15 protein-coding genes and 1 pseudogene are annotated in these 19,918 nt (G+C 69.6%); 9 read left to right on the top strand and 7 right to left on the bottom strand.

Translation table 11 applies throughout. The features are described from left to right. The first annotated feature begins 2 nt into the window (after window positions 1-2). The 5 genes from ACZ6TI_RS26820 to ACZ6TI_RS26800 all read left to right on the top strand — a co-directional run bounded on the left by ACZ6TI_RS26820 (window position 3) and on the right by ACZ6TI_RS26800 (window position 6,566). On the top strand, window positions 3-542 hold the full coding sequence (locus ACZ6TI_RS26820) for a sensor histidine kinase (RefSeq protein WP_465348077.1): 540 nt from the start codon (window positions 3-5) through the stop codon (window positions 540-542). A 79-nt stretch (window positions 543-621) separates the two neighbouring features. Continuing rightward, window positions 622-3,657, top strand: a complete 3,036-nt coding sequence (locus ACZ6TI_RS26815) for a hybrid sensor histidine kinase/response regulator (protein WP_465347907.1) — start codon at window positions 622-624, stop codon at window positions 3,655-3,657. Window positions 3,658-3,684: 27 nt separating this feature from the next. Continuing rightward, window positions 3,685-4,245, top strand: coding sequence for a TetR/AcrR family transcriptional regulator (locus tag ACZ6TI_RS26810; protein ID WP_465347906.1), 561 nt, complete (start codon window positions 3,685-3,687; stop codon window positions 4,243-4,245). Between the two features lie 30 nt (window positions 4,246-4,275). Continuing rightward, window positions 4,276-5,622 (top strand): cytochrome P450, encoded by a 1,347-nt coding sequence (locus ACZ6TI_RS26805; RefSeq protein ID WP_465347905.1) that lies wholly within the window; start codon window positions 4,276-4,278, stop codon window positions 5,620-5,622. Window positions 5,623-5,687: 65 nt separating this feature from the next. Next, window positions 5,688-6,566, top strand: a complete 879-nt coding sequence (locus tag ACZ6TI_RS26800) for a PDR/VanB family oxidoreductase (protein WP_465347904.1) — start codon at window positions 5,688-5,690, stop codon at window positions 6,564-6,566. 48 nt (window positions 6,567-6,614) lie between these two features. On the opposite strand, the gene ACZ6TI_RS26795 is transcribed toward ACZ6TI_RS26800, so the two are convergent. Genes ACZ6TI_RS26795 through ACZ6TI_RS26785 form a run of 3 tightly spaced genes read right to left on the bottom strand, consistent with a single transcriptional unit; the run spans window position 6,615 to window position 10,221 of the window. Then, complete coding sequence (locus tag ACZ6TI_RS26795; RefSeq protein ID WP_465347903.1) at window positions 6,615-8,798, bottom strand: xanthine dehydrogenase family protein molybdopterin-binding subunit; 2,184 nt, start codon at window positions 8,796-8,798, stop codon at window positions 6,615-6,617. Beyond that, entirely contained in the window at window positions 8,795-9,772 is a 978-nt protein-coding gene (locus tag ACZ6TI_RS26790; protein WP_465347902.1) for an FAD binding domain-containing protein, read from the bottom strand. Before ACZ6TI_RS26790 ends, ACZ6TI_RS26795 begins: the two co-directional genes overlap by 4 nt. Further along, window positions 9,772-10,221 carry a (2Fe-2S)-binding protein gene (locus ACZ6TI_RS26785; protein ID WP_465348076.1) on the bottom strand — a complete coding sequence of 150 codons (450 nt, stop codon included), beginning with the start codon at window positions 10,219-10,221 and terminating at the stop codon, window positions 9,772-9,774. The genes ACZ6TI_RS26790 and ACZ6TI_RS26785 overlap by 1 nt, the downstream gene beginning before the upstream one ends. Before the next feature lie 395 nt (window positions 10,222-10,616). Between ACZ6TI_RS26785 and ACZ6TI_RS26780 the strand changes: the two genes are divergently transcribed. Together ACZ6TI_RS26780 and ACZ6TI_RS26775 are read left to right on the top strand one after the other, a co-directional pair. Next, window positions 10,617-11,690: a PQQ-dependent sugar dehydrogenase gene (locus ACZ6TI_RS26780; RefSeq protein WP_465347901.1), complete on the top strand. Its 1,074-nt coding sequence runs from the start codon at window positions 10,617-10,619 to the stop codon at window positions 11,688-11,690. 240 nt (window positions 11,691-11,930) lie between these two features. Then, a complete protein-coding gene (locus ACZ6TI_RS26775) occupies window positions 11,931-12,272 on the top strand; it encodes an STAS domain-containing protein (protein WP_465347900.1) in 342 nt (113 codons plus the stop codon). A gap of 81 nt (window positions 12,273-12,353) precedes the next feature. On the opposite strand, the gene ACZ6TI_RS26770 is transcribed toward ACZ6TI_RS26775, so the two are convergent. Continuing rightward, complete coding sequence (locus ACZ6TI_RS26770) at window positions 12,354-12,680, bottom strand: PAS domain-containing protein (RefSeq protein WP_465347899.1); 327 nt, start codon at window positions 12,678-12,680, stop codon at window positions 12,354-12,356. 159 nt (window positions 12,681-12,839) lie between these two features. Continuing rightward, a pseudogene (locus ACZ6TI_RS26765) lies at window positions 12,840-13,587 on the bottom strand (alcohol dehydrogenase catalytic domain-containing protein). 420 nt (window positions 13,588-14,007) lie between these two features. On the opposite strand from ACZ6TI_RS26765, the gene ACZ6TI_RS26760 reads away from it, so the two are divergent. Further along, window positions 14,008-14,481, top strand: coding sequence for a hypothetical protein (locus ACZ6TI_RS26760; protein ID WP_465347898.1), 474 nt, complete (start codon window positions 14,008-14,010; stop codon window positions 14,479-14,481). On the opposite strand, the gene ACZ6TI_RS26755 is transcribed toward ACZ6TI_RS26760, so the two are convergent. Continuing rightward, window positions 14,400-17,447, bottom strand: a complete 3,048-nt coding sequence (locus tag ACZ6TI_RS26755; protein WP_465347897.1) for a putative bifunctional diguanylate cyclase/phosphodiesterase — start codon at window positions 17,445-17,447, stop codon at window positions 14,400-14,402. The genes ACZ6TI_RS26760 and ACZ6TI_RS26755 overlap by 82 nt on opposite strands. Before the next feature lie 301 nt (window positions 17,448-17,748). Here ACZ6TI_RS26755 and ACZ6TI_RS26750 point away from each other — a divergent pair, with 301 nt between their 5' ends. Then, window positions 17,749-18,522 carry a hypothetical protein gene (locus ACZ6TI_RS26750; RefSeq protein ID WP_465347896.1) on the top strand — a complete coding sequence of 258 codons (774 nt, stop codon included), beginning with the start codon at window positions 17,749-17,751 and terminating at the stop codon, window positions 18,520-18,522. Here the strand turns inward: ACZ6TI_RS26750 and ACZ6TI_RS26745 are convergent. Beyond that, a complete protein-coding gene (locus tag ACZ6TI_RS26745) occupies window positions 18,445-19,749 on the bottom strand; it encodes an MFS transporter (RefSeq protein WP_465347895.1) in 1,305 nt (434 codons plus the stop codon). The two genes, ACZ6TI_RS26750 and ACZ6TI_RS26745, sit on opposite strands and share 78 nt — an antisense overlap. Window positions 19,750-19,918: the final 169 nt, after the last annotated feature.

Here is a 19,918-nt window from a genome sequence, read left to right as displayed (position 1 = left end):
CCATCAGCGCCGGCGATCCTGATACTCGAACGGCGAGATCCGTCCGTAGAACGCGAACCGCAACCCACGCGCCGAACAACTGCAACAGGCCAACGCCCAGATGTTCGACTTCCTCGCCATGCTCACCCACGACGTACGGCAGCCCCTGGCCAACGTGGTCGCCACCGGCGAACTCGTCCTGGCTGGCCGACCCGGCCCACCTGCAACTCATCCTCGGAAACCTGCTCGGCAACGCCACCAAATGCGGTGCCCCACCGGTCACCGTCACCGTGGTAAACCACCCCGACCACGTCCGCATACACATCGCCGACAACGGCGAAGGGATACCCGAGGCCTTCGTGCCCCACCTGTTCGACCGGTTCAGCCGCGCCGACAGCGGCATAGCCACCACCAAACCCGGCCGCCGATGGGATTCCCGTGCGATCCACGCGTCGCCCCGTGCTCGTCGGCGATCGACGGCAGGCGTGCGGACTGGCCCGGGCGTCGAGTCGACCGATTCGCGACCGCCATTGACGCCCGGCCCGACGCCGCGACAAGTATGATCGGTATGCCCTTATTGGGGTGATTAGTTCCCACCCTGTGCCAGCATCCTTGGGGGCCGTGGTGACATTGGTCGCAGGCGTGCTGTTCGTCCTGGTGTGCGGAAAAGCGCTGGCGGATTATCTACGTCGGCGCGATCCGCTGCAGCGCGACGTGGTGGTGCTGTTCGCCGCTCCGGCAATGCTGTTCGCGTTGTCGATGCTGCGGGCGGTGACCCCGGCGCCGCCGCGGCCGGTGACCGCAGTCGCCCTGGTCCTGCTGTTCGGTCAGCCGTTCTTCACCTTGCGGTTGCTCAGGCATGTGCGCCGAGTACCGCGGTGGCTGTACCCGGTCGTAGTGGGCGGCTGGGTGATGACGGCGGTGCCGTTGGCCTTACTGTCGCCGCCTGTTGCGCGGCCGGTGGTGTGGGCGACCGTGGTGACGTTCTTCGCGGGTCAGCTGATCGCCGCGCTATACCTCGTCGGCGAAGCGCGGCGGCGCGCCGGTGCGGCCCGAGTCCGGCTGGGTTTGGCGGCGGCGGCCACGGCCGCGTTCGGGGCGATGCTGCTGATCGCGGCAACGGGCCCGCAGGGCAGCCGGGCGGCAAGACCGACGGCGGTGCTGTCCGCGCTGGTGTACCTGATGGCGTTCTCGCCGCCGGGGTGGCTGCGCCGCCGATGGTCTACGCAGGCATCGGCCGTGCTGACCCGGCAACTGTTGGAAGCGCCGTTCGACGAGCCACCGCAAACGACGTGGCAGCGGTACACGGACACGGTCCGCGCGCAAGTCGGTGCTGACGCGGCCGTCGTGCTGCTACCCACCGGGGATGGCCGACTGCGCGAGGTCGCCAGGGCAGGGATCGACGCCGACTCGGCGGTGACCACCGACGCGGCGAGCGTGGACCAGTTGCTGAGTATCCGGGGCATGCTCGATACGGGCGTGGACGGTGGCGCTGCGCCGCTGGCCACCACGCTGGCGCGGCGCCGCGGGGTGCGGCTGGTCACGGCCGTGCCAGTGCCGTTGCCGGGCGGCCGAGGTGCGCTGGTGTTGCTCAACCACCACCGAAGTCTGTTCAGCGACGACGACGTGATCCTGTTCGCCGCGTTCGGCGCGCAGGCGGCCCTGCTCGCCCAGCGCGGGGCTGTGCTGGCCGAACGGCAGGAACTGGCTGCGATCGTGCAGTCCTCGCCGGACGCGATCGTCGGGCAGAACCCGGATGGGGTGATCACCAGCTGGAACGCCGGCGCACAGCGACTTTACGGCTATCTCGCCGATCAGGTCATCGGGCAGAGGATCGCCGTGGTGGTCCCGGCACCGCAACGGCCTGCCGAGGCGGCAAAACTCGCTCGGGTCGTGGCCGGCGAGTACGTCGAGCCGTACCAGGCCGAACGACGCCACGCCGACGGCCGTGTGGTCACGGTGATGGTGACCCTGTCGGCGATCACCGACGGCGGTGGGCATGTCACGGGGGTCGCCTCCATCAGCCGCGACATCACCGACCTGCGGCGAGCCGAGGCCAAATTCCGTGGCCTGCTGGAAGCCGCACCGGACGCCATCGTCGGGGTCACCGCCAACGGGGAAATCGCCCTGGTCAACGCCCAAGCCGAACGCCTGTTCGGCTACCCACGTGACGAGCTGCTCGGCCAGCTCATCGAGATCCTCGTGCCCGACCGTGCCCGTCCGCTGCACCCGGCCCACCGCGCCGGCTACTTCACCCAACCCCAGCCACGGGAGATGGGCGCCGGCATGCACCTGGCCGCCCGCCGCAAAGACGGCAGCGAGTTCCCCTGCGAGATCAGCCTCTCCGCGCTCGACACCGAGGACGGCATCGTCGTGTCCGCGGCAATCCGTGACGTCACCGAACGCCTCGAGACACAGGCCGAACACGAACGACTCAAGGCCATCGCCGAACGCGAACGCCTCGAAGCCCAACTCCACCAATCCCAACGCCTGGAGAGCCTCGGCCAGCTCGCCGGCGGTGTCGCCCACGACTTCAACAACCTGCTCGCGGTGATCCTCAACTACACGACGTTCGTCGGCGAGCAGGTCGCCGAGGCCGCCGATGCCAGTAGCGACCCGCGCTGGGTCGAGGTGGGCCGCGACATCGATCAGATCGTGCGCGCCGGGCACCGCGCGGGAGAACTCACCCACCAATTGCTGGCCTTCGGCCGCCGTGAGGTCGTGCGACCCCAGGTCCTCGACCTCAACACCGTCATCGGCCAGGTGCAGAACCTGTTGCAGCGCAGCCTCGGCGAGCACATCCAGTTGCACACCCAACTTGCCGGTGACCTGTGGCCGGTGCTGGCCGATCCAGGACAACTAGAACAGGTCCTGGTCAACCTCGCCGTGAACGCCCGCGACGCCATGCCCGACGGCGGCACCCTGAGCATCGAGACCGCCAACCGCATCCTCGACCATCATGCCGTCGACACACATCCCAACCTGCGCCCGGGCCGACACGTGCAGCTCGCCGTGGCCGACACCGGCACCGGCATCCCACCCGAGGTCGCCCAACGGGTCTTCGAACCGTTCTTCACCACCAAACCCAAAGGTCAGGGCACCGGCCTGGGTCTGGCCACCGTCTACGGCATCATCCACCAAGCCGACGGACACGCCGCCATCTCGTCCGCACCCGGCGCCGGCACCACCTTCACCGCCCTGCTACCGGCAACCGACCAAACCCCTGCACCCACCCAGGACACCACCGCACCACAGCTCACCCACGGCGGCGAAACCGTCCTGATCGTGGAGGACGAAGACGCCCTACGCGAAGTCACCCGCCGCATCCTCACCCGCAACGGCTACCACGTCCTGACCGCCCCGAGCGGGCCCGCCGCCCTCAAAATCGCCGAACACACCGACCAACACATCGACCTGCTGCTCAGCGACGTGATCATGCCCCACATGCTCGGAAAAGAACTCGCCACCAATATTCGCCACATGCGTCCCACCATCAAAGTCCTCTACATGTCCGGCTACGCCCAACCCGTCCTCGCCTCACAAGGCACCCTCGACGACGGCGTCACGCTCGTCGAGAAGCCCTTCACCGAACCCGACCTCCTCCAGAAAATCCGCGACACACTCGACACCCCCGCACCACACCTGGCCCCGCCACCACCCGGACACACGCCCGGATAGGCTCGGTAGGTGATCGAGGAGGCTGCTGTGACCCGCCGGGAGCCAACCGCGCGGGAGGCGGAAATCCTGTCCGTCGTGGTGGAGCAGCTCGCCGAGCACGGATACGAGCGACTGACCGTCGAGCAGGTGGCGACCCAAGCCAAAGCGAGCAAGGCCACCATCTACCGGCGCTGGCCCACGAAGGCAGCGCTTGTAGTGGCGGCGGTCAGCTCGCAGATCGGCCTGATGGAGGTGCCACAGGACGCCGGTTCGCTGCGCGCCGACCTCGTGGCGCTGGCTGAGCGGACCGCGGCCGAGGTCGGTCAGCACGTGCACATGCTGGCCGCCACCTTGCCCGAGCTCAAGCGCAACGCCGAGTTGCGGGCGGCGGTGGCCGACTTCCTGCAGCACCACCGCGAGGTGACCCGGGCCGTGCTCACTCGCGCCGTCGAGCGGGGTGAACTCGGCTCGGCCGACGAAGGAGATCTGTGGGATGTCCTGCTGGGCTATCTCACCTTTCGGTTTCTGATACCGGGCCGGCCGGTCGAGCCGCGCACGCTGACCGAGCTGGTCGACCAGATCCTTTTGCCGGCCCTGCTGGCCGACTAACACGTTGTCGAGCGGGCCTGGGGCAGCCCCTTGCCCGACCTGCGTACCGTACCGTACCGTTTCGATCACATCATAAACTGCATACAGTTTGTGCGACGTGTGGGAGGAACAGATGTCGAACTGGGACACCGACTACTTCGCCGATGTCGACGCCATGCGAATCGAGCCGGCGGGAGAGAGCGCATGACCTGGGATCCCACCGCGGCGCTACGGCACATCGAGGAATCCGCCGAGGCGAGCACCGCCGACGCCTACCGCGAGCAGCTCAACCGCTGCCCTGTCGATCGGATTGCCGTGCCGGATTCCACGGTCGACTGGTGGGGGGTGTTCGGCCACCGCGATCTCCTCGACGCCGCGCGCAACGTCCATGCCTTCAGCAGCACCACCCCGCCCGACGGTCCGCGCATCATCCCGCTGCAGGTAGATCCGCCCGGCCACACCCTCTATCGCAGACTGCTCAACGACCACTTCCGTGCCGACGCGGTCGGCCGGCACGCCGAGAAGGTCCGCAGCGACGCCGGCGAAATGATCGACGCCATGGTCCGGCGCGGCCACGCGGACTTCGCCGACGAGTTCGCATTCCCGTTCCCGACCCGCGGCCTGTGCCGGCTCCTCGGCGTCAATGACGACAACTGGCGGGTGCACCACGACTGGGTGATGGCCATGGCGAAGGCGACCGGCCACGGCCTCACCGACCCGGACGTGCCCATCCCCGACGAGCTATTCGCCGGCATCATGCCGCACCTGGCCGGCCTGATCGCCGACCACCGGCAGCACCCTCGCCAAGACGTGGTGAGCGGCATCCTCGACGGCCTCGTCGGCGACCAGCCGGCGAGCGAGCCCGAGGTGCTTAACCTCATCGTCACGATCATGCTGGCCGGGCACATCACCACCACCAGCGGCCTCGGCAATCTCGTGCTTCGGCTCGCCCACGACAGTGAGCTGCAGAACCACCTGCGGGCGAACCCCGGCCGGATCCCCGACGCGATCGAGGAGAGCCTGCGGATCGACACGCCCCAACAGGCGATGCCCCGCCGATGCGCGGTCGACACGGAGATTGGTGGGCAGACCATCCGGGCCGGCGAATACTTGCTGCTGAACTTCGGCTCCGCCAACGTCGATCCGGCCGCCTGGCCGGATGCCGACACCTTTGACCTCGACCGGACCGACAAGCGGCACGTCGCCTTCGGCCGTGGACTGCACCAGTGCGTCGGGCAGCACTTCGCCCGGCTGGAGATCAGGATCGCGGTCGAGGAACTGCTCACCAGAACCGAGTCGTTCTCGGTCGGCGGCCCGGTGCACCGGCTGACCTGGCCGCTGCTCAGCGTGACCAATCTGCCGCTGACCATCGTGCCGGCGGCCGATTCGGCCGCGTGATGGCCGATCAGGAGGGCGGCCTGCGGCTGCGGGTCGCCCGACGCGGCACGGTCGCGGACGGAGTTGTGGCGCTCGAGCTGCGCGACCTGCGCGGAGCCGACCTGCCGGTGTGGACGGCCGGCGCGCACATCGACCTGCGACTGCCGGGCGGCCTTGTCAGGCAGTACTCGCTTTGCGGTGCACCGGCCGATCGCACCGCGTGGCAGATCGCGGTGCTGCGCGAGGCGGACGGCCGCGGCGGTTCGGCGTACATCCACGACCACCTGCACGAAGGCAGCGAAGTCGACGTGAGCCTGCCACGCAACCACTTCCCCCTGCGGCCAGCTCAGCAATACGTATTCATAGCCGGCGGAATCGGCATCACCCCGATCCTGCCGATGATCGTCACGGCCGAGGCACCGGGAGCCCGCTGGGAGCTGCACTACGGCGGGCGCAGCGAGCGCTCGATGGCTTTCCTCGACCGGACCGGCGTGCATGCCAGGCTCTATCCGCAAGACAAGGTCGGGCTCATCGACCTGGATCACCTGCTCGGCGCACCACGGCAGGACACGCTGGTGTACTGCTGCGGACCGGAACCGCTTCTGGCCGCCACCGAGCAGCGCTGCGCGGCCTGGCCACCCGGCGCGCTGCAGCTGGAACGGTTCGCTCCCAAGGAAACCCTGATGCCGGCGCGCGCCGAGTCGTTCGAGGTGGAGCTGGCACTGAGCGGGCTGACCCTCACGGTTCCGCCGCACCGATCCATCCTGGACGTCGTCGAAGCGGCGGGGGTCCCGGTGCTGTCCTCCTGCCAGGAGGGCACCTGCGGCTCATGCGAGGCAACTGTGCTCGACGGCGCCGTCGAGCACCGTGACTCGGTGCTCAGTGCCGCCGAGCAGGCCGCCGGCGACGTCATGTTGATCTGCGTGTCACGAGGAGCGAGCCCGAAGCTCGTGCTGGAGCTGTGAATGACCGGGGGTTTGAGGACGCACCGGGGTCCGCGCGCGTAGCCGCAGTCAGAGCAGCTTGTCGATGGTGATCGGCAGATCGCGTACGCGAATGCCGGTCGCGTTGAAGACGGCGTTGCCGACCGCCGCCGCGGATCCCACGGTGCCGAGCTCGCCCAGCCCGCGCGCGCCGGCCTCGCTGATGTGCGGATCCGGATGATCCAGCCAGTGCACATCGATGTCGGGGATGTCGGCGTTCACCGGGACGAGGTAGTCCGCCATCGACGCCGCGGCGTAGCGGCCGTCGGCTTCGATCGGGTCGCTTTCCAGCAGGGCGTGCCCGATGCCCCAGATGATCCCGCCGACGAGCTGGCTGCGTGTCGCCCGGGCGTTGATGATGGTGCCCGCGTCGAACACCGAGGAGAATCTGCTGACTCTCACCTCGGCGGTCAGCCGGTGGACTCGGACCTCGCAGAAGTGAGCGCCGAAACTGTGGAAGGCATACTGCTCGACCTCGGCGGGTGTGGTGTTCGCGACCGCTTCCACGTGCGCCAGGCCCATCTCGCGAAGCAGGTTGGGGAAACTCATCGATCGGGCGCCCGCCCAGACCCGGCCCTGCCGGAAGCGGAGGTCAGCCGGGTTGAGGCCGTGGAAAGGCGAGCGCGGATTCTCCACGGCGGTCTGGATGAGCGCCGCGACGGCCGACCGGCACGCCTCCTGCACGGCGGGCACCGTGTTGGCCGTGACGGCGGACCCGAACGCACCGGCGCCGCCGGGCGGGAGGGCGGAGTCGCCGAGCTCCGGCACCATCGTGCTGACCGGGAGGCGCAGCGCGTCTGCACCTGCCACGGCCAGCATGGTCAGCGCGCCAGTGCCGAGATCGGAGGTGCTCGAAGAGACGACGACGCGGCCGTCGTCGCGGAACCGCACCCGCGCCGAAGTCGGCCGGCGCCCCGACCCGAGGACGGCGCTCGCCGTGCCCATGCCGACGAGCCAGTCGCCGTCGGTTCGGGAACGCGGACGCCGGGGACGCCGGTTCCAGCCGAAGCGCATCGCACCCACCCGGTAGCACTGGTCGAGATATTTGCTGGAGAAGCGCATGCCGTTGACGGGGTCCTCGGTCGCGTCGTTGCGCCGCCGCAGCTCGACCGGGTCCACGCCGGTGCGGGCGGCCAGCTCGTCGAGCGCCGTTTCGAGCGCGAACGACCCGGGACCCTCGTTGGGCGCGCGCATCGCCCACGTCGACGGAGTGTCCAGAGTGACCATTCGCTGTTCCAAGCGGAGGTTCGGGGTGCGATAGAGGACCCCTGACGTGCTGTCCGCGGGCATCGTCTCCCAGCCGCCGGATGCGGGCACTTCCGCATCACTTTCATGGCTGATCGCGATCAGCCGCCCGTCGGCTTCGGCGCCGAGCCGCACGGTCTGCTGGATGGCCGCCCGGTGCCCGGCAGTGGTGAACACCTGCTCGCGGCTGAGGACCAGCTTGACCGGGCGTCCTAGCGCGCGGGCGGCCGCCGCGCACAGCTTCGCCTCGTTCCACGCGAACGACCGGCTGCCGAAGCCGCCGCCGGTGTACCGGCAGATGACGCGGACCTTGGCCGGCTCGACGCCGAGGCTGGCGGCGATCGATGGCGCGTGGCGCTGCGGCGCCTGCGAACCGGTGTAGACCGTGAGCTGGTCGTCCTGCCACACGGCGGTCGTGGCGTGCGGCTCCATCGACACGTGGTGCTGGGTGGGCTGGGTCACCGCGGTGGTGACGGTGACCGGGCTCGACGCCAATGCCTCGTCAATCGAGGACAATCCGGAGGCCAGCACCTGCACGACGTCCCGCGGCTCGCCGGGGGCGGCCTCGGCGAGAGAGGTCCGGGCCTGCGTGGTCGTGTATTCGGCGGAGACCAGAGCGGCGGCATCCCGGGCCCGTTCGATGGTATCGGCGACGACCAGGCCGATGATCTGGCCACGGAAGCGCACGGTGGTGTCCTGCAGCACGACGTAATTCTCCGGGCCGCGCCCCTGGAAGTCGTTGATGAGCCGCAGGGACTGAAATGGGGTGTAGACGGCGAGGACTCCGGGTGCGGCCTCGGCGCGGGAGACGTCCATCGACCGTACGGTGCCCTTGCCGACCGTGGCGAGGACGAGGTGGCCGTAGACCAGTCCTTCGGGCCGATAATCGGTCGCGTACGGAGCGCGGCCGGTGACCTTCAGAGGCCCGTCGATGCGGGCGGTCTCACGGCCGATCGGGGAGACGGTCATCGGATCTCCTCCAGCTCCATCAGGGCGCGGACGAGCGTGCGTCGCATCAGCTCGGGCTTGAACGCGTTGTGCCGCAACGGGCGGACGCCCTCGGTGGCCCGTTCGGCCGCCGCAGCGTAGTTGGCTTCGGTCGCCCGCCGGCCGGCCAGAGCGGCCTCGACGGCCGGCAGCCGCCAGGGCCGGGTGCCCATGCCACCAACCGCTACGCGCGCCTCGGCGATGGCGTCGCCGTCGCGCCGCACCGCCACGGCGGCGGACGAAAGCGCGAACTCGAACGACTGCCGGTCGCGGACCTTGACGTAGATCGAGCGCGAGGCCCACGAGAGGCGCGGGATGGTCACGGCGGTGAGCAGCTCGCCGGGCCGCAGATCGTGCTCGCGATTCGGGGTGCTGCCCGGCAGCAGGTAGAACTCGCGCAGGGCGACCTCGCGCGGACCGGTCCGGCTCTGCAGCTGGACCGTCGCACCAAGCGCGACCAGCGCGACGGCGAGATCGCTGGGATGCGTGGCCACGCAGGAGTCACTGGAGCCCAGAATCGCGTGCATCCGGTTCTCACCCTCGATCGCGGGGCATCCGCTGCCCGGTCGCCGCTTGTTGCAGGGCCTGCTGACGTCGCGGAAATAGCCGCAGCGCGTGCGTTGCAGCAGGTTTCCGCCGATGCTGGCCATGTTGCGGAGCTGACCGGAGGCGCTGGCATCCAGGGCCTGAGCCACCATCGGGTAATCGCGGCGCACCTGGCGGTGTGCCGCCACGTCCCGCATCCGTTCCAGGGCTCCGATCCGCAGGCCGCCGCCGGTCGCCTCGATGCCCTGCAGCGGGAGGCGATTGATGTCCAGGACGCGGCCGGGGGTCATCACCTCGAGCTTCATCAGGTCTACGAGTGTGGTCCCACCGGCGAGGAAGGCCGCGTCCGGACCGGACTGCCGCACCGCGTCGAGAATGGTGCGGGGTCGTTCGAACTGGAACTCGCGCATCAGTTGATCTCCTTGCGGGCCTGCTGGATCGCGGCGACGATGCCCGGATACGCACTGCACCGGCAAATGTTTCCGGACATCTGCTCACGGATCTCGTCGTCGGTTCGGGCGCTTCCGTCGTTGATGACCGCGGCCGCCGACATGATCTGCCCGGGCGTGCAGAATCCGCACTGGAAGCCGTCGTGATCGATGAACGCCTGCTGGAGCGGATGCAATCGGTCGCCGTCGGCCAGCCCCTCGACTGTGGTGACCCGGGCGCCGCCCAGCGTGGCCACGAGGGTGAGGCACGAGACCACCCGATCACCGTTCACATGCACCGTGCAGGCGCCGCACTGACCCCGGTCGCACCCCTTCTTGGTGCCGGTCAACCGAAGACGCTCCCGGAGCGCGTCCAGCAGCGTCTCGCGTGGATCGACGGTCAGCGGCGTAACCGTCCCGTTCACCGTCATCCGCACGCTGACGTCGCCTGGCGCCGCCGCGGTCGCGGCGTCCCCGCCGATCAGCGGAACCGTCACCGCGGCCGCGGCCACGGCCCCGGAACGTTCGAGAAGCTCACGCCGGGAAAGTCCCTCGCTCTGCGTCATACGGGGACTCTTCCCGCCCGGCGAAGCCACCGCCAACGCGGATTCCGGGACGTCGATATGCGTTCGACGCATACCGAGCCGCCCGGTACGCCGGGCCGGCGGCGACATCTGGGACATCGCTATGCGCCCGGCGCATCGCCGCAGGTCAAGGCCTCGTCATCGCCCACGTTCCGGAAGCACCTTTCGGTCGCCTTTCCACCGTGACTGGTCACCTGAATGGGCAATCGATCCTCAGCGATCCCTTACCTCGAGGAGACCCCATGACCTTGTCCCTGTCGCCACGCCGATGGACCGCGGCCACCCTGGCTGCCCTGCTCCTGACCGGCCTCACCACGCAGGCGGCGGCGGCCGCCCCGGTGCGTACGCCGGATCTCGGCGCGGCGCCGACGGTGATGGCCACCGACATCCTGATGCCCTGGGGCCTGGACTTTCTGCCCGGTGGCGACGCCCTGATCACCGAACGGCAGACGAGCAACGTGTTGCGCATTCGGCCGGGTCAGGCTCCCGAGCTCGTGCGTACGATCCCCGACATGGTCCTGCCGCCCGGCGACGGCGGTCTGCTCGGCCTGGACCTCTCCCCGCGCTTCGCCCGGGACAATCTGGTGTACGTGTTCTACAACGCCGTCGGCGGCGAGTCTCGCATCGCCCGGTTCGCACTCGACTCCGACGACCCGATCGAAATCGTCTTCGCCTTTCCCCGCGGCGAGGGCCACAGCGGCGGTCGCCTCAAGTTCGGCCCCGACGGCATGCTCTATGCGACCGTTGGCGACGGTCATATCCCGGGCGCTTCGCAGGACCTGACCAACCTCAACGGCAAGATCCTGCGCATCACCCCGAACGGCCGGCCGGCGCCGGGCAACCCGTTCCGGAACTCCCCGGTGTGGAGCTACGGGCACCGCAACCTGGAGGGTCTCGCCTGGGACGCCAAGGGCCGGATGTACGCCTCCGAGTTCGGCGAGGACGCCCTTGACGAGATCAACCTCATCAAGCCTGGCCGCAACTATGGCTGGCCCATGGTCGAAGGCACCGGCGACACCCAGAACGGCCGCCTCACCAACCCACTGATCACGTTCCCCACCAGCGAAGCCGGACCCGCCGGCATCGCGATCTCCGGTAACACGCTCTATGTGGCCGGGCTGACCGGTCAGCGGCTGATCACCATCCCCCTGCGCAACGGCCGCCTTGGCGAGCCCACCGAACATCTCCAAGGCGTCTACGGCCGGCTGCGCACCGTGGAGATCGCCCGCGACGGCTCGCTGTGGGTGACCACCTCGAACCAGCCGCGCGCGCCCCGCGAGGACGATGACCAAATTCTGCGATTCGCCGCCCGCTGACTTCGGGGGAGAGGGCCGGGCTCTCGCGGCCCGGCCCGTCCGCAGCACGATCGGATGACCGGTCGACGCAGGAATGGGTGGCGAGTTCGTCGGCGAGGCCGGAGGTCGGCGGTGCGGATTCGTGCACGGTGACGTTGCCAAGTCCCGAGCGGATTAGGCCGTTCCGGCATGTCCGGCGGAGTCGGTTGGACGGTGACACTTGTCGTGCTGCGGAGCTAGCGTCGCGGGGAGGTGATTCGGGTGGATGGCGCATTGCTGCACATCGAAACTCTTCCGGGCCAGTGCGTGCCGGGCGCCGCGCGGGTGCGTGCGTCCGGTGAAATCGACAGCTCCACCGCCATGGACTTCTATCTGGCGTTGTCGGCCGCCACCGACAGCGGGCGACGTGGTGTCGAAGTCGACTTGTCCGCGGTGACCTTCTTCGACTGTGCCGGCCTGCGTGCTCTCGAACGCATTGACGCGGCATCCGGCCGTCAGCTCTGGTTGGTGGCGGCCAGCGAGCCGGTGTGCTTGGTGCTACGGCTGCTCGGCCGCCGCACCTCACTACGTCGCCAAGGAAACGAGGACGCGCTCGAGTGCTGACCCCCTGCGCCGGGACGCACTGGCAGCGCACGACGAGAAGGCCTCCATGCCACCTCGTCGGCGATCAACGTGCCGCACGCGCTATCGATCGCCGTCGTGCGCGGCACGGTGGATGATGTCGGCTCGTTGCTGCGCCTCATCGGTGATGTCGGAGATGCACTGCAGAGCGCCGGTGGTCCCATACCCGGAGTGGCCGGCCAGGGAGCTGAGAATCACGCTGCAGCGGCGCGGGCCTCGGACCGGGTGGACCAGCGACAGTTCGATCTCCGAGTCGAAGGCCTGCTCGTGATCGTCAGGGTGAAGAAACTCGGTGGACCGCCGGCCGAGCATCTCCTCCCGGCTGAAACCCAGCACATCCAGGATCAGATCATCCACCTCGGTGATCACACCGGTGACGTTCTTGCACATCCGACCAGGCACGACGCTCACAAGCGCCTTATCGGCCGCTCGCGGGCCGTCCTGAGCGTAGCTGCACGGCGACGAGAGCCGGGTCGTGCTCAGCCGCGGCACACCGGATGTTCGCGTCCGGCCACCGCGCTCATCGCGGTGGCCGGATCCGGTTGGTGGTCAGGGTTTCAGGACGATCTTCTCGCAGTTGTCCTGCTTGTTCTTGAAGATGTCGAAGCCGTGTTCGGCTTCGTCGAGCGGAAGCCGGTGGGTGATGATCCGGGTCGGGTCGATCTCGCCGCGTTCGATGCGCTGCAGCAGCGGCTTCATGTAGCGCTGGACGTGGCACTGCCCGGTCCGCAGGGTCAGTGACCGGTTCATCCAGGCGCCGGCGGGGAACTTGTCCAGCAGTTCGCCGTAGACGCCGATCACCGAGACCACGCCGCCGCTGCGGCACGACCTTCAGCGGTCCGACGTCGGCGAATGGCACCCGAGCGTACTGCGCTTGACCGCCCGCGAAGCCGCCGGTCAGGTGGGAGTAGCCGAAGATCCCGGCGACCGGGTGGCCGAACATCTTCTCCGCGATCCCGGCGTTGGGGTTGGTGTTCTCGCAACAGGAGTACAGCTCGGCGGCACAGGCGGCGCACGCGCCGCAGGCGATCGGGAACGGCACGACGACTCGGTCACCGACCCGGAGCTTGTCCGCGGGCACCCCGGATCCGACCTCGATCACCTCGCCCATGAACTCGTGGCCCAGCACGTCACCGTCCTGCATGGTCGGCACATAGCCGTCGACCAGGTGCAGATCCGAGCCGCAGATCGCGGTGGAGGTGATCCGTACGATGGCATCGCGGTTGTTCAGGACCCTCGGGTCCGGCACGTCGCGGACCTCGACCTTGTTCCGGCCGGCCCAGGTGTTGGCCCTCATGCGTCCGCTCCCCACCCGGGATGTCGTACACCAGCACGACGTGCACCTCGGTGCTCACCCCGTCGGGGGCGGGCACGAATCGGACGGTGCCGGCGTTGGGCACACCGGCGTTCCCGGTCGAGCGCCACGCGACCTTCTCGCCGGGCGTTTCGTCGATGATCTCCGCGTCCCATTCCACATCGGAGCCGAACGGGGCGGCGGCCGACCAGTGGCTGGTCCGATCACGTCGGGAGGTTCTCCAGATCGCGCCAGAACGCGTACACCTCCGACGGGGGGTTGCGGATGGTTGTCGTGGCCGTCAGTTCCATGGACCCTCCTTTGCGTGCTTTGCGTGCCCGGCTACCCGTCGGGACACCGCCCAAACAGCTTTCATCCATCGATGAGAGGGGTGGGCCTTCTGCGCGGGTACGACATGAATAAGTGATTTCTTGGGTTGACTGCGCGGGCGAGCGGGTGGACGCCAACGTGCGTTGGACCGTCCGGGAAGGCTGGGGTGACGTGGCGCCGCGACGTGACGGCGGCGCTGACGCGCTGCTCGACGACCTCGCCCATCGGCGCACCGGCGACCGGTGGGGCGTCGCGGTCTGCCTCGCCGACTTGCCGCTGCACACCGACCGGACGCCGCTGGTCGCGCGGACCTCCGCCCAGCGCCGAGCCGCGCTCGTTTCGCTGCCCGCGCTCGGGCTGCGCCAGTTGCCGGCCGTTCGCGCGGTCGTTCCGGACCTGGTGGGCCGGCTCCTCACCGACGCCTCCGATGAGCGGGTTCCGCCGGCCGGCCGGGAACCCGCCGATCTGGCAAGCCGGCTTCACCGTCAGGCGAGACTCGTGAACTGCGGCTGGTCGCTGACCCACCGGTCGGCGTCGTCGCCGGGCAGTGGCTTCGCGAACAGGTAGCCCTGGCCGTATGGGCACGACATGGCGTGCAGCACGGCGCGGTCCTCTTCGCGTTCGATGCCCTCGGCGACGACGGCGAGCTGGAGGCTCTGTGCCAGCTTGAGGATGCCTTCCGCGAGGGCCTGCTGCGGGTCGGAGTCGCTCAGTCCGTCGATGAAGGACTTGTCGATCTTCACGACGTCGACCGGGACCTGACGGAGGTAGCTGAGTGAGGAGTAGCCGGTGCCGAAGTCGTCGATCGCCACCCGGATTCCGAATTCGCGCAGTGTGGCGAGGTGGGTCCAGGCCTGTTCGTCGTCGCGGAGCAGCATGCTCTCGGTGATCTCGATGAGCAGACCGTCCGGCGGCAGTCCGGCGTCGGCCAGGCGGCTGGTCACGTCGTCGACGAAGCCGGTCGTGCGGAACTGGCGGGCGGAGACGTTCACGCTCACGTACGGAGGACGGTCGGGTTGCCGTTGCCGCCATCCGGCGGCGGCTTCCAGTGCGCGCTCGAGCACCAGCAGCCCGAGCGGGACGATCAGGCCGGTCTCCTCGGCCATCGGGATGAACTGGTCGGGCGGGACGATGCCGCGGTCGGGGTGTTTCCAGCGGACCAGGGCCTCCATGCCGACGGTGCTGCCGCTGCCGAGCTCGACGATCGGCTGGTAGTACACGGTGAACGCCTGGTCGGCGACCGCCTGCTCGAGGTCGGCCCGCAGCTCCTGCTGCTCGAGCATCGGGTTGTGCAGCGTCGGCTGGTAGCGCCGCCACTGCGCTTTGCCGGAGCGCTTGGCGATGTGCAGCGCAAGGTCGGCCTGGCGGAGCAGCTCTTCCGCCGAGGTGGCGTCCAGGGTCGATGCCACGCCGATGCCGGCCGAGACGGTGGTGGACCGGTCGGCGAGGTCGAACGGCTCGGCGAAGGCATCGACGATGCGGTTGACCATGGTGGTCAGCTCGGCCGGTGAGCTCAGGTCCTCGGCCAGGACGGCGAATTCGTCGCCGCCGAGGCGGGCCACGGTGTCCGTGGAACGCAGGGCCGTCTGCAGCCGCTGCGCGACCGCGATCAGCAGCCGATCGCCGTCCTGGTGGCCGGTCGAGTCGTTGACCGCCTTGAAATCGTCCAGGTTGACGACCATTACGCCGAGCAGCGCGCCGGTGCGGCCGGAGCGGGTCACCGCCTGTTGCAGCCGGTCGGCGAACAGGATGCGGTTGGCCAGTCCGGTGAGGCTGTCGTGGAAGGCTTGGTGAGTCAGGTCGTGTTCCAGCTGCCGCCGGTCGGTCACGTCGCGGAAGGTGACCACCAATCCTCGTACGGTCGGGTCGTGGCGCAGATCGCGCAATGAGGTCGAGACGAGCAACGGCTTGCCGTCGGCCGTGTGCAGCTGCCAGTCGGTGCCGTCAGCGTGGCTCTCGCCGGGGTGCAGCATGTCGATCGCCTCGGCGGCTCGGCGGGCGGTTTCGCTGTCGAGCAGGTCGAGCAGGGCCACGCCGGTCAGATCCGCGGAGCCGAGCGTCAAGGCGGCGGAGGGGCTGGCGTACCGGATGTTGCGTTGGTCGTCGAGGATCAGGATGACGTCCGCGGTGTTCTGCACGAGGGTACGGAAGTACTCCTCACTCGCCCGGTGGTTGATCTCGAGAGCCAGCCGGATGCGTTCGCGTGCCAGCGCGGCCTGGCCGGCGAGCACCTCGACGAAGGATTGCAGATTGACCAGGGCGATCTCGGGCGCGGCGACCACCAGGGCTCCGGTGTCCGGGTCGTTGTCACTGCTGTCGCCCGTGCCCACGGTCATCGGGCAGACCAGGGCGAGGGGGAACCCGGCGAGCTGATCGCGGACGTCCGGTGACAGATCTCGCACGGAACGCAGGAGTATCCCGTCCTGCCCGTTCACGTCGACCGCGTCTGGGGCCGGCGCCCCCGCCTGACGGATCAGCAGGACGCGGTGCGGCGTGCCGACCGGCAGCAGCCGCCTGGTCGCGTCGCGCAGGATGGTGTCGATCTCGTCGAGTGCCGTGGCGGACACCAGGGCAGCGCTTGCGCTGCGCAACTGGCGCTCCCGGCGCAGCGCCTGACGGTGGGTGGCGACGACGCCGGTAAGCCGTGCCATTCCGAGCGCGATGGTCACGCTCGACATCACGGCGATGGCGAGCCCGTCGGTGACGCCGCCGGTGGCGACCTGATAGAGCAGGACCGCTGGGCCCGCCAGCAGCGCGGTGGCGGGCAGCAGCAGGCGCCAGGCGTTGACCGACCGTGGCCGCGGGGGACGAGGATCGGTGAGCCCGGTCATCGATGGCTGCAGCGCGGCGGCGCCCCACAGCAGGTAGAAGTAGAGCCAGCCCGCGTCGACCGGTCCGCCCGGGGTCCAGCTGCCGGCCAGTCTCAGCAGGCCGTAGGACACGTCTGCGGTGAACAGGCCGGCGGCGCCGACGACCACCAGGACAGCCGCGCGCCCGCGGCGAACCTCGAGGAGCAGCCGGGTGGTGAGGGCCAGCAGGATCACGTCGCCGAGGGCGAAGCAGACCACGCTGATCTTGTCGATGTCGGTCAGAAGCGGGTTACGGACGTTCGGCGAGATGAGCGCGACCCAGAGAAAGAGTCCCGCGCCCGAGGCCAGCGCGAAGGAGTCGAGCAGGCTGCCCTGATCGCGGTTGCCGCCGGCGTTCGCAAAAATGATCATGGCGGCCGTCATGAGGGGGAAGATCGCCAGGTAGAGCAGGCCGGACACCATCGGGAGCCAGTCGTCCGGGCCGCCCGAGCCGATCTTGCTCATGGTGTCGCCGGCCCCGAACGCCGCGACGGCAAGGGCCAGGAGGATCCACGGCACGCGCTTGCGCGGCCGATGACGGCGCGTGCCGACCACGACGGCGGCCACGCTCGACAGGCTGATCAAGGCCCACGCGACCGGGCCGGTGCCGGGCACGGCGAAGTAAACCGATGCCAGGGCCACCATCCAGCCGAGGTAGCCCGCAGTCAGCTTGCGGTTCGACAAGGACTTCTCCGGCCGCGTCGATGTTCGGTGCTTACTCGGTTCCGATCGGCCGGACTCGGCCTCTTCTGAGGCCGCGTCGAGTTGACGCCCGGATGACACCTTGCGGGTGAATGAATCCTGCGAAGGCTTCGATGCCACTTAGGCTCGTTTCATGCGTGGTGTCCGGTTCCCTGCCCTCTGCCGCTCACGCTCCTTCGCCCGGCCACGGGTGCTTCCCCGTCAGCGCCACGGCAACGCTCCGGCGACAGCCGGATCGGGCAGCGCGGGCGGGATACGTCTGCGCCCGGCACGGCTGGCCGATGTGCCGGAGTTGGTGGAGGTGGACCTGCGGGCGTTCGGTCACGTCTACCGGGGTTACGGCGAGAGCCCCGACGCCCTGCGCGCGCGGCTGCGCACGGTGTTCGAACAGCGGCTGCGGCGGCTCGGCGCCGAGTGGGCGCCCGTCGTGTGGGACGGCGACAGGATGGCCGGCTTCCTGATGGGGTGCCGCACGAACCGGTCCGCGAGTGACTTCAGGACGTGGGAGGAGATGACCGACCAGGGAACGCTGGAGTCGACGCACGACCCCGCCGGCCGGAACCTCTACATCGTCACGCTCTCGATGTTGCCCGCAGCGTCCGGCGGACCGGGCCGCAGCATGCTGTTCGCCAACCAGATCGCCGCCATCATCCGGCACGACATCGCCGAGGTCTTCTTCGAGAGCCGACTGCCCGGCCTGCGGGGGTGGCTGGCACGCGAGTGCGCACGGCAAGGCCGGCGGATCGACGAGCTTGCCGACACCGAGCGGCGCGAGTACGCCGAAGCCTATTTACGGCTGACCCGGACCGTGAACGGCCGGAAGATCCCGCAGGATCGACTGCTGGCCATCTACCACCACGCCGGCGGCCGCATCGTGCGGCTGGTCGAGAACGGCTACCAGGACGCGCCCTCCCTCAACTTCGGAGTGCTGTTCGTGCTGCCCAACCCGATGCCGTCCTGGGCGCGGCAGCGGCCCCCGCTACGCGCTGTCGCCGGCCGGAGCCTGGCCCTCGCGTCCCGCTCGCCGTTGCTGATGCGGCGCGCCTTCGCGGGATAGCAGCGTTCCACCGCCGGGGCGCCCGGGACGCCACCACCGCTGCGCGAAGAGGGCGACCAGGACGGCGAGAGCCAGCGCGACGCTGCCTCCGGCGAAGGCGGCCGCCGGAGCGGCCGCATCGACCAGCACGCCCGCGATCGACAGGCCGGCGGCACTGCCCGCGGTCAGCCCCGTCGTCAGCCACGCCTGCGCCTCGCTGCGGCGGCCGGGCGCGGTGTGCTGATCGATCAGGGATTGCTGAACGATCAAGCTAGGGGCGATAGACAGGCCGGTGACCAGCAGTACGGCCATCAGCACCGGCAGCGGCGGCGACGGCCAGGTGGTCAACACGATGGCGAGCACCGCCGCGCCGGCCCCGAATCCGGCGAGGGTCACCGGAAGCCGATGCCGCTCCGCCCCGGGCCACTGCCGGCTGCCGTACCACAGCCCGCCCGCCGCGCTGCCGATCGCCGCCGAGGCGAAAAACAGCCCGAGGACGGTGTCGGAGTGGAACACCCGCTGCGCCGTGGCAGTCATCGCGACGTCGAACTGCCCGAAGGCGATCGCCATGGCCAGCCCGACGGCGAGGGTCAGCGCGGTGCCGGGGGAGCGCAGCGGCGAGGCGCCCCTGCCGCGCTCGGTGCCCAAGGGCTGAGGCCGCCACCTGCGGGCGGCGTAGGTGCGCGAGTAGCCGACACCGCCGGCGAGAATCAGACCGGCCGTGACCAGCAGCGGCAACGCCGCCGGCCCGGCGAGAAGAACGGCGAGCAACAGCGGGCCGAGCACGAATACGGTCTCGACCATCGAGGCGTCCAGAGCGTACGCGGCGTTGCGCGCGGTCTCGTCCGGCACGATCACCGACCACGCCACCCGCATGGCCGGGTTCACCGGCGGGCAACTCAGCCCGACCAGCGCGGCCAGCCCCACGAGCACCCCGATCGGAACTCCGGTCACCGCGACCAGTACGAACGCGGTCAGTAGCAGCGCCGCGCCGATCGACGTGCCGGCGATGACCAGGGGCTGGCCGACGCGGTCCATCAGCCGCCCCCACACCGGGGCGGAGGCGGCCGTGGCCACCGCGATGGTGCCGCTGACCAGCCCGGCACTGGTGTACGAACCTCGGGCCTCCGCGATCAGGACGACCGCGCCGAGGGGCGTCATGGCCAGCGGCAGACGAGCGATGAAGACGGTGATGAATGGGGCCATCACCCGGCGGTTCCGCAACAGGCCGACGTACGAGACCGCCATGCCGCCACACTACTGCGACGGTGGGGGGGGGGGGGGGGGGGGGGGGGGGGGGGGGGGAGGAAGGGGGGGGGGGGGGGGGGGGGGGGGGGGGGGGGGGGGTGGGGGGGGGGGGGTGGGGGGGAGGGGGGGGGGGGGTTTTGGTCGGGGTTGTGTGGAACTCTCGAGAGAT

The organism is Actinoplanes sp. NPDC051388 (assembly GCF_055586225.1).
This window is presented reverse-complemented; position numbering and strand designations above follow the sequence as displayed.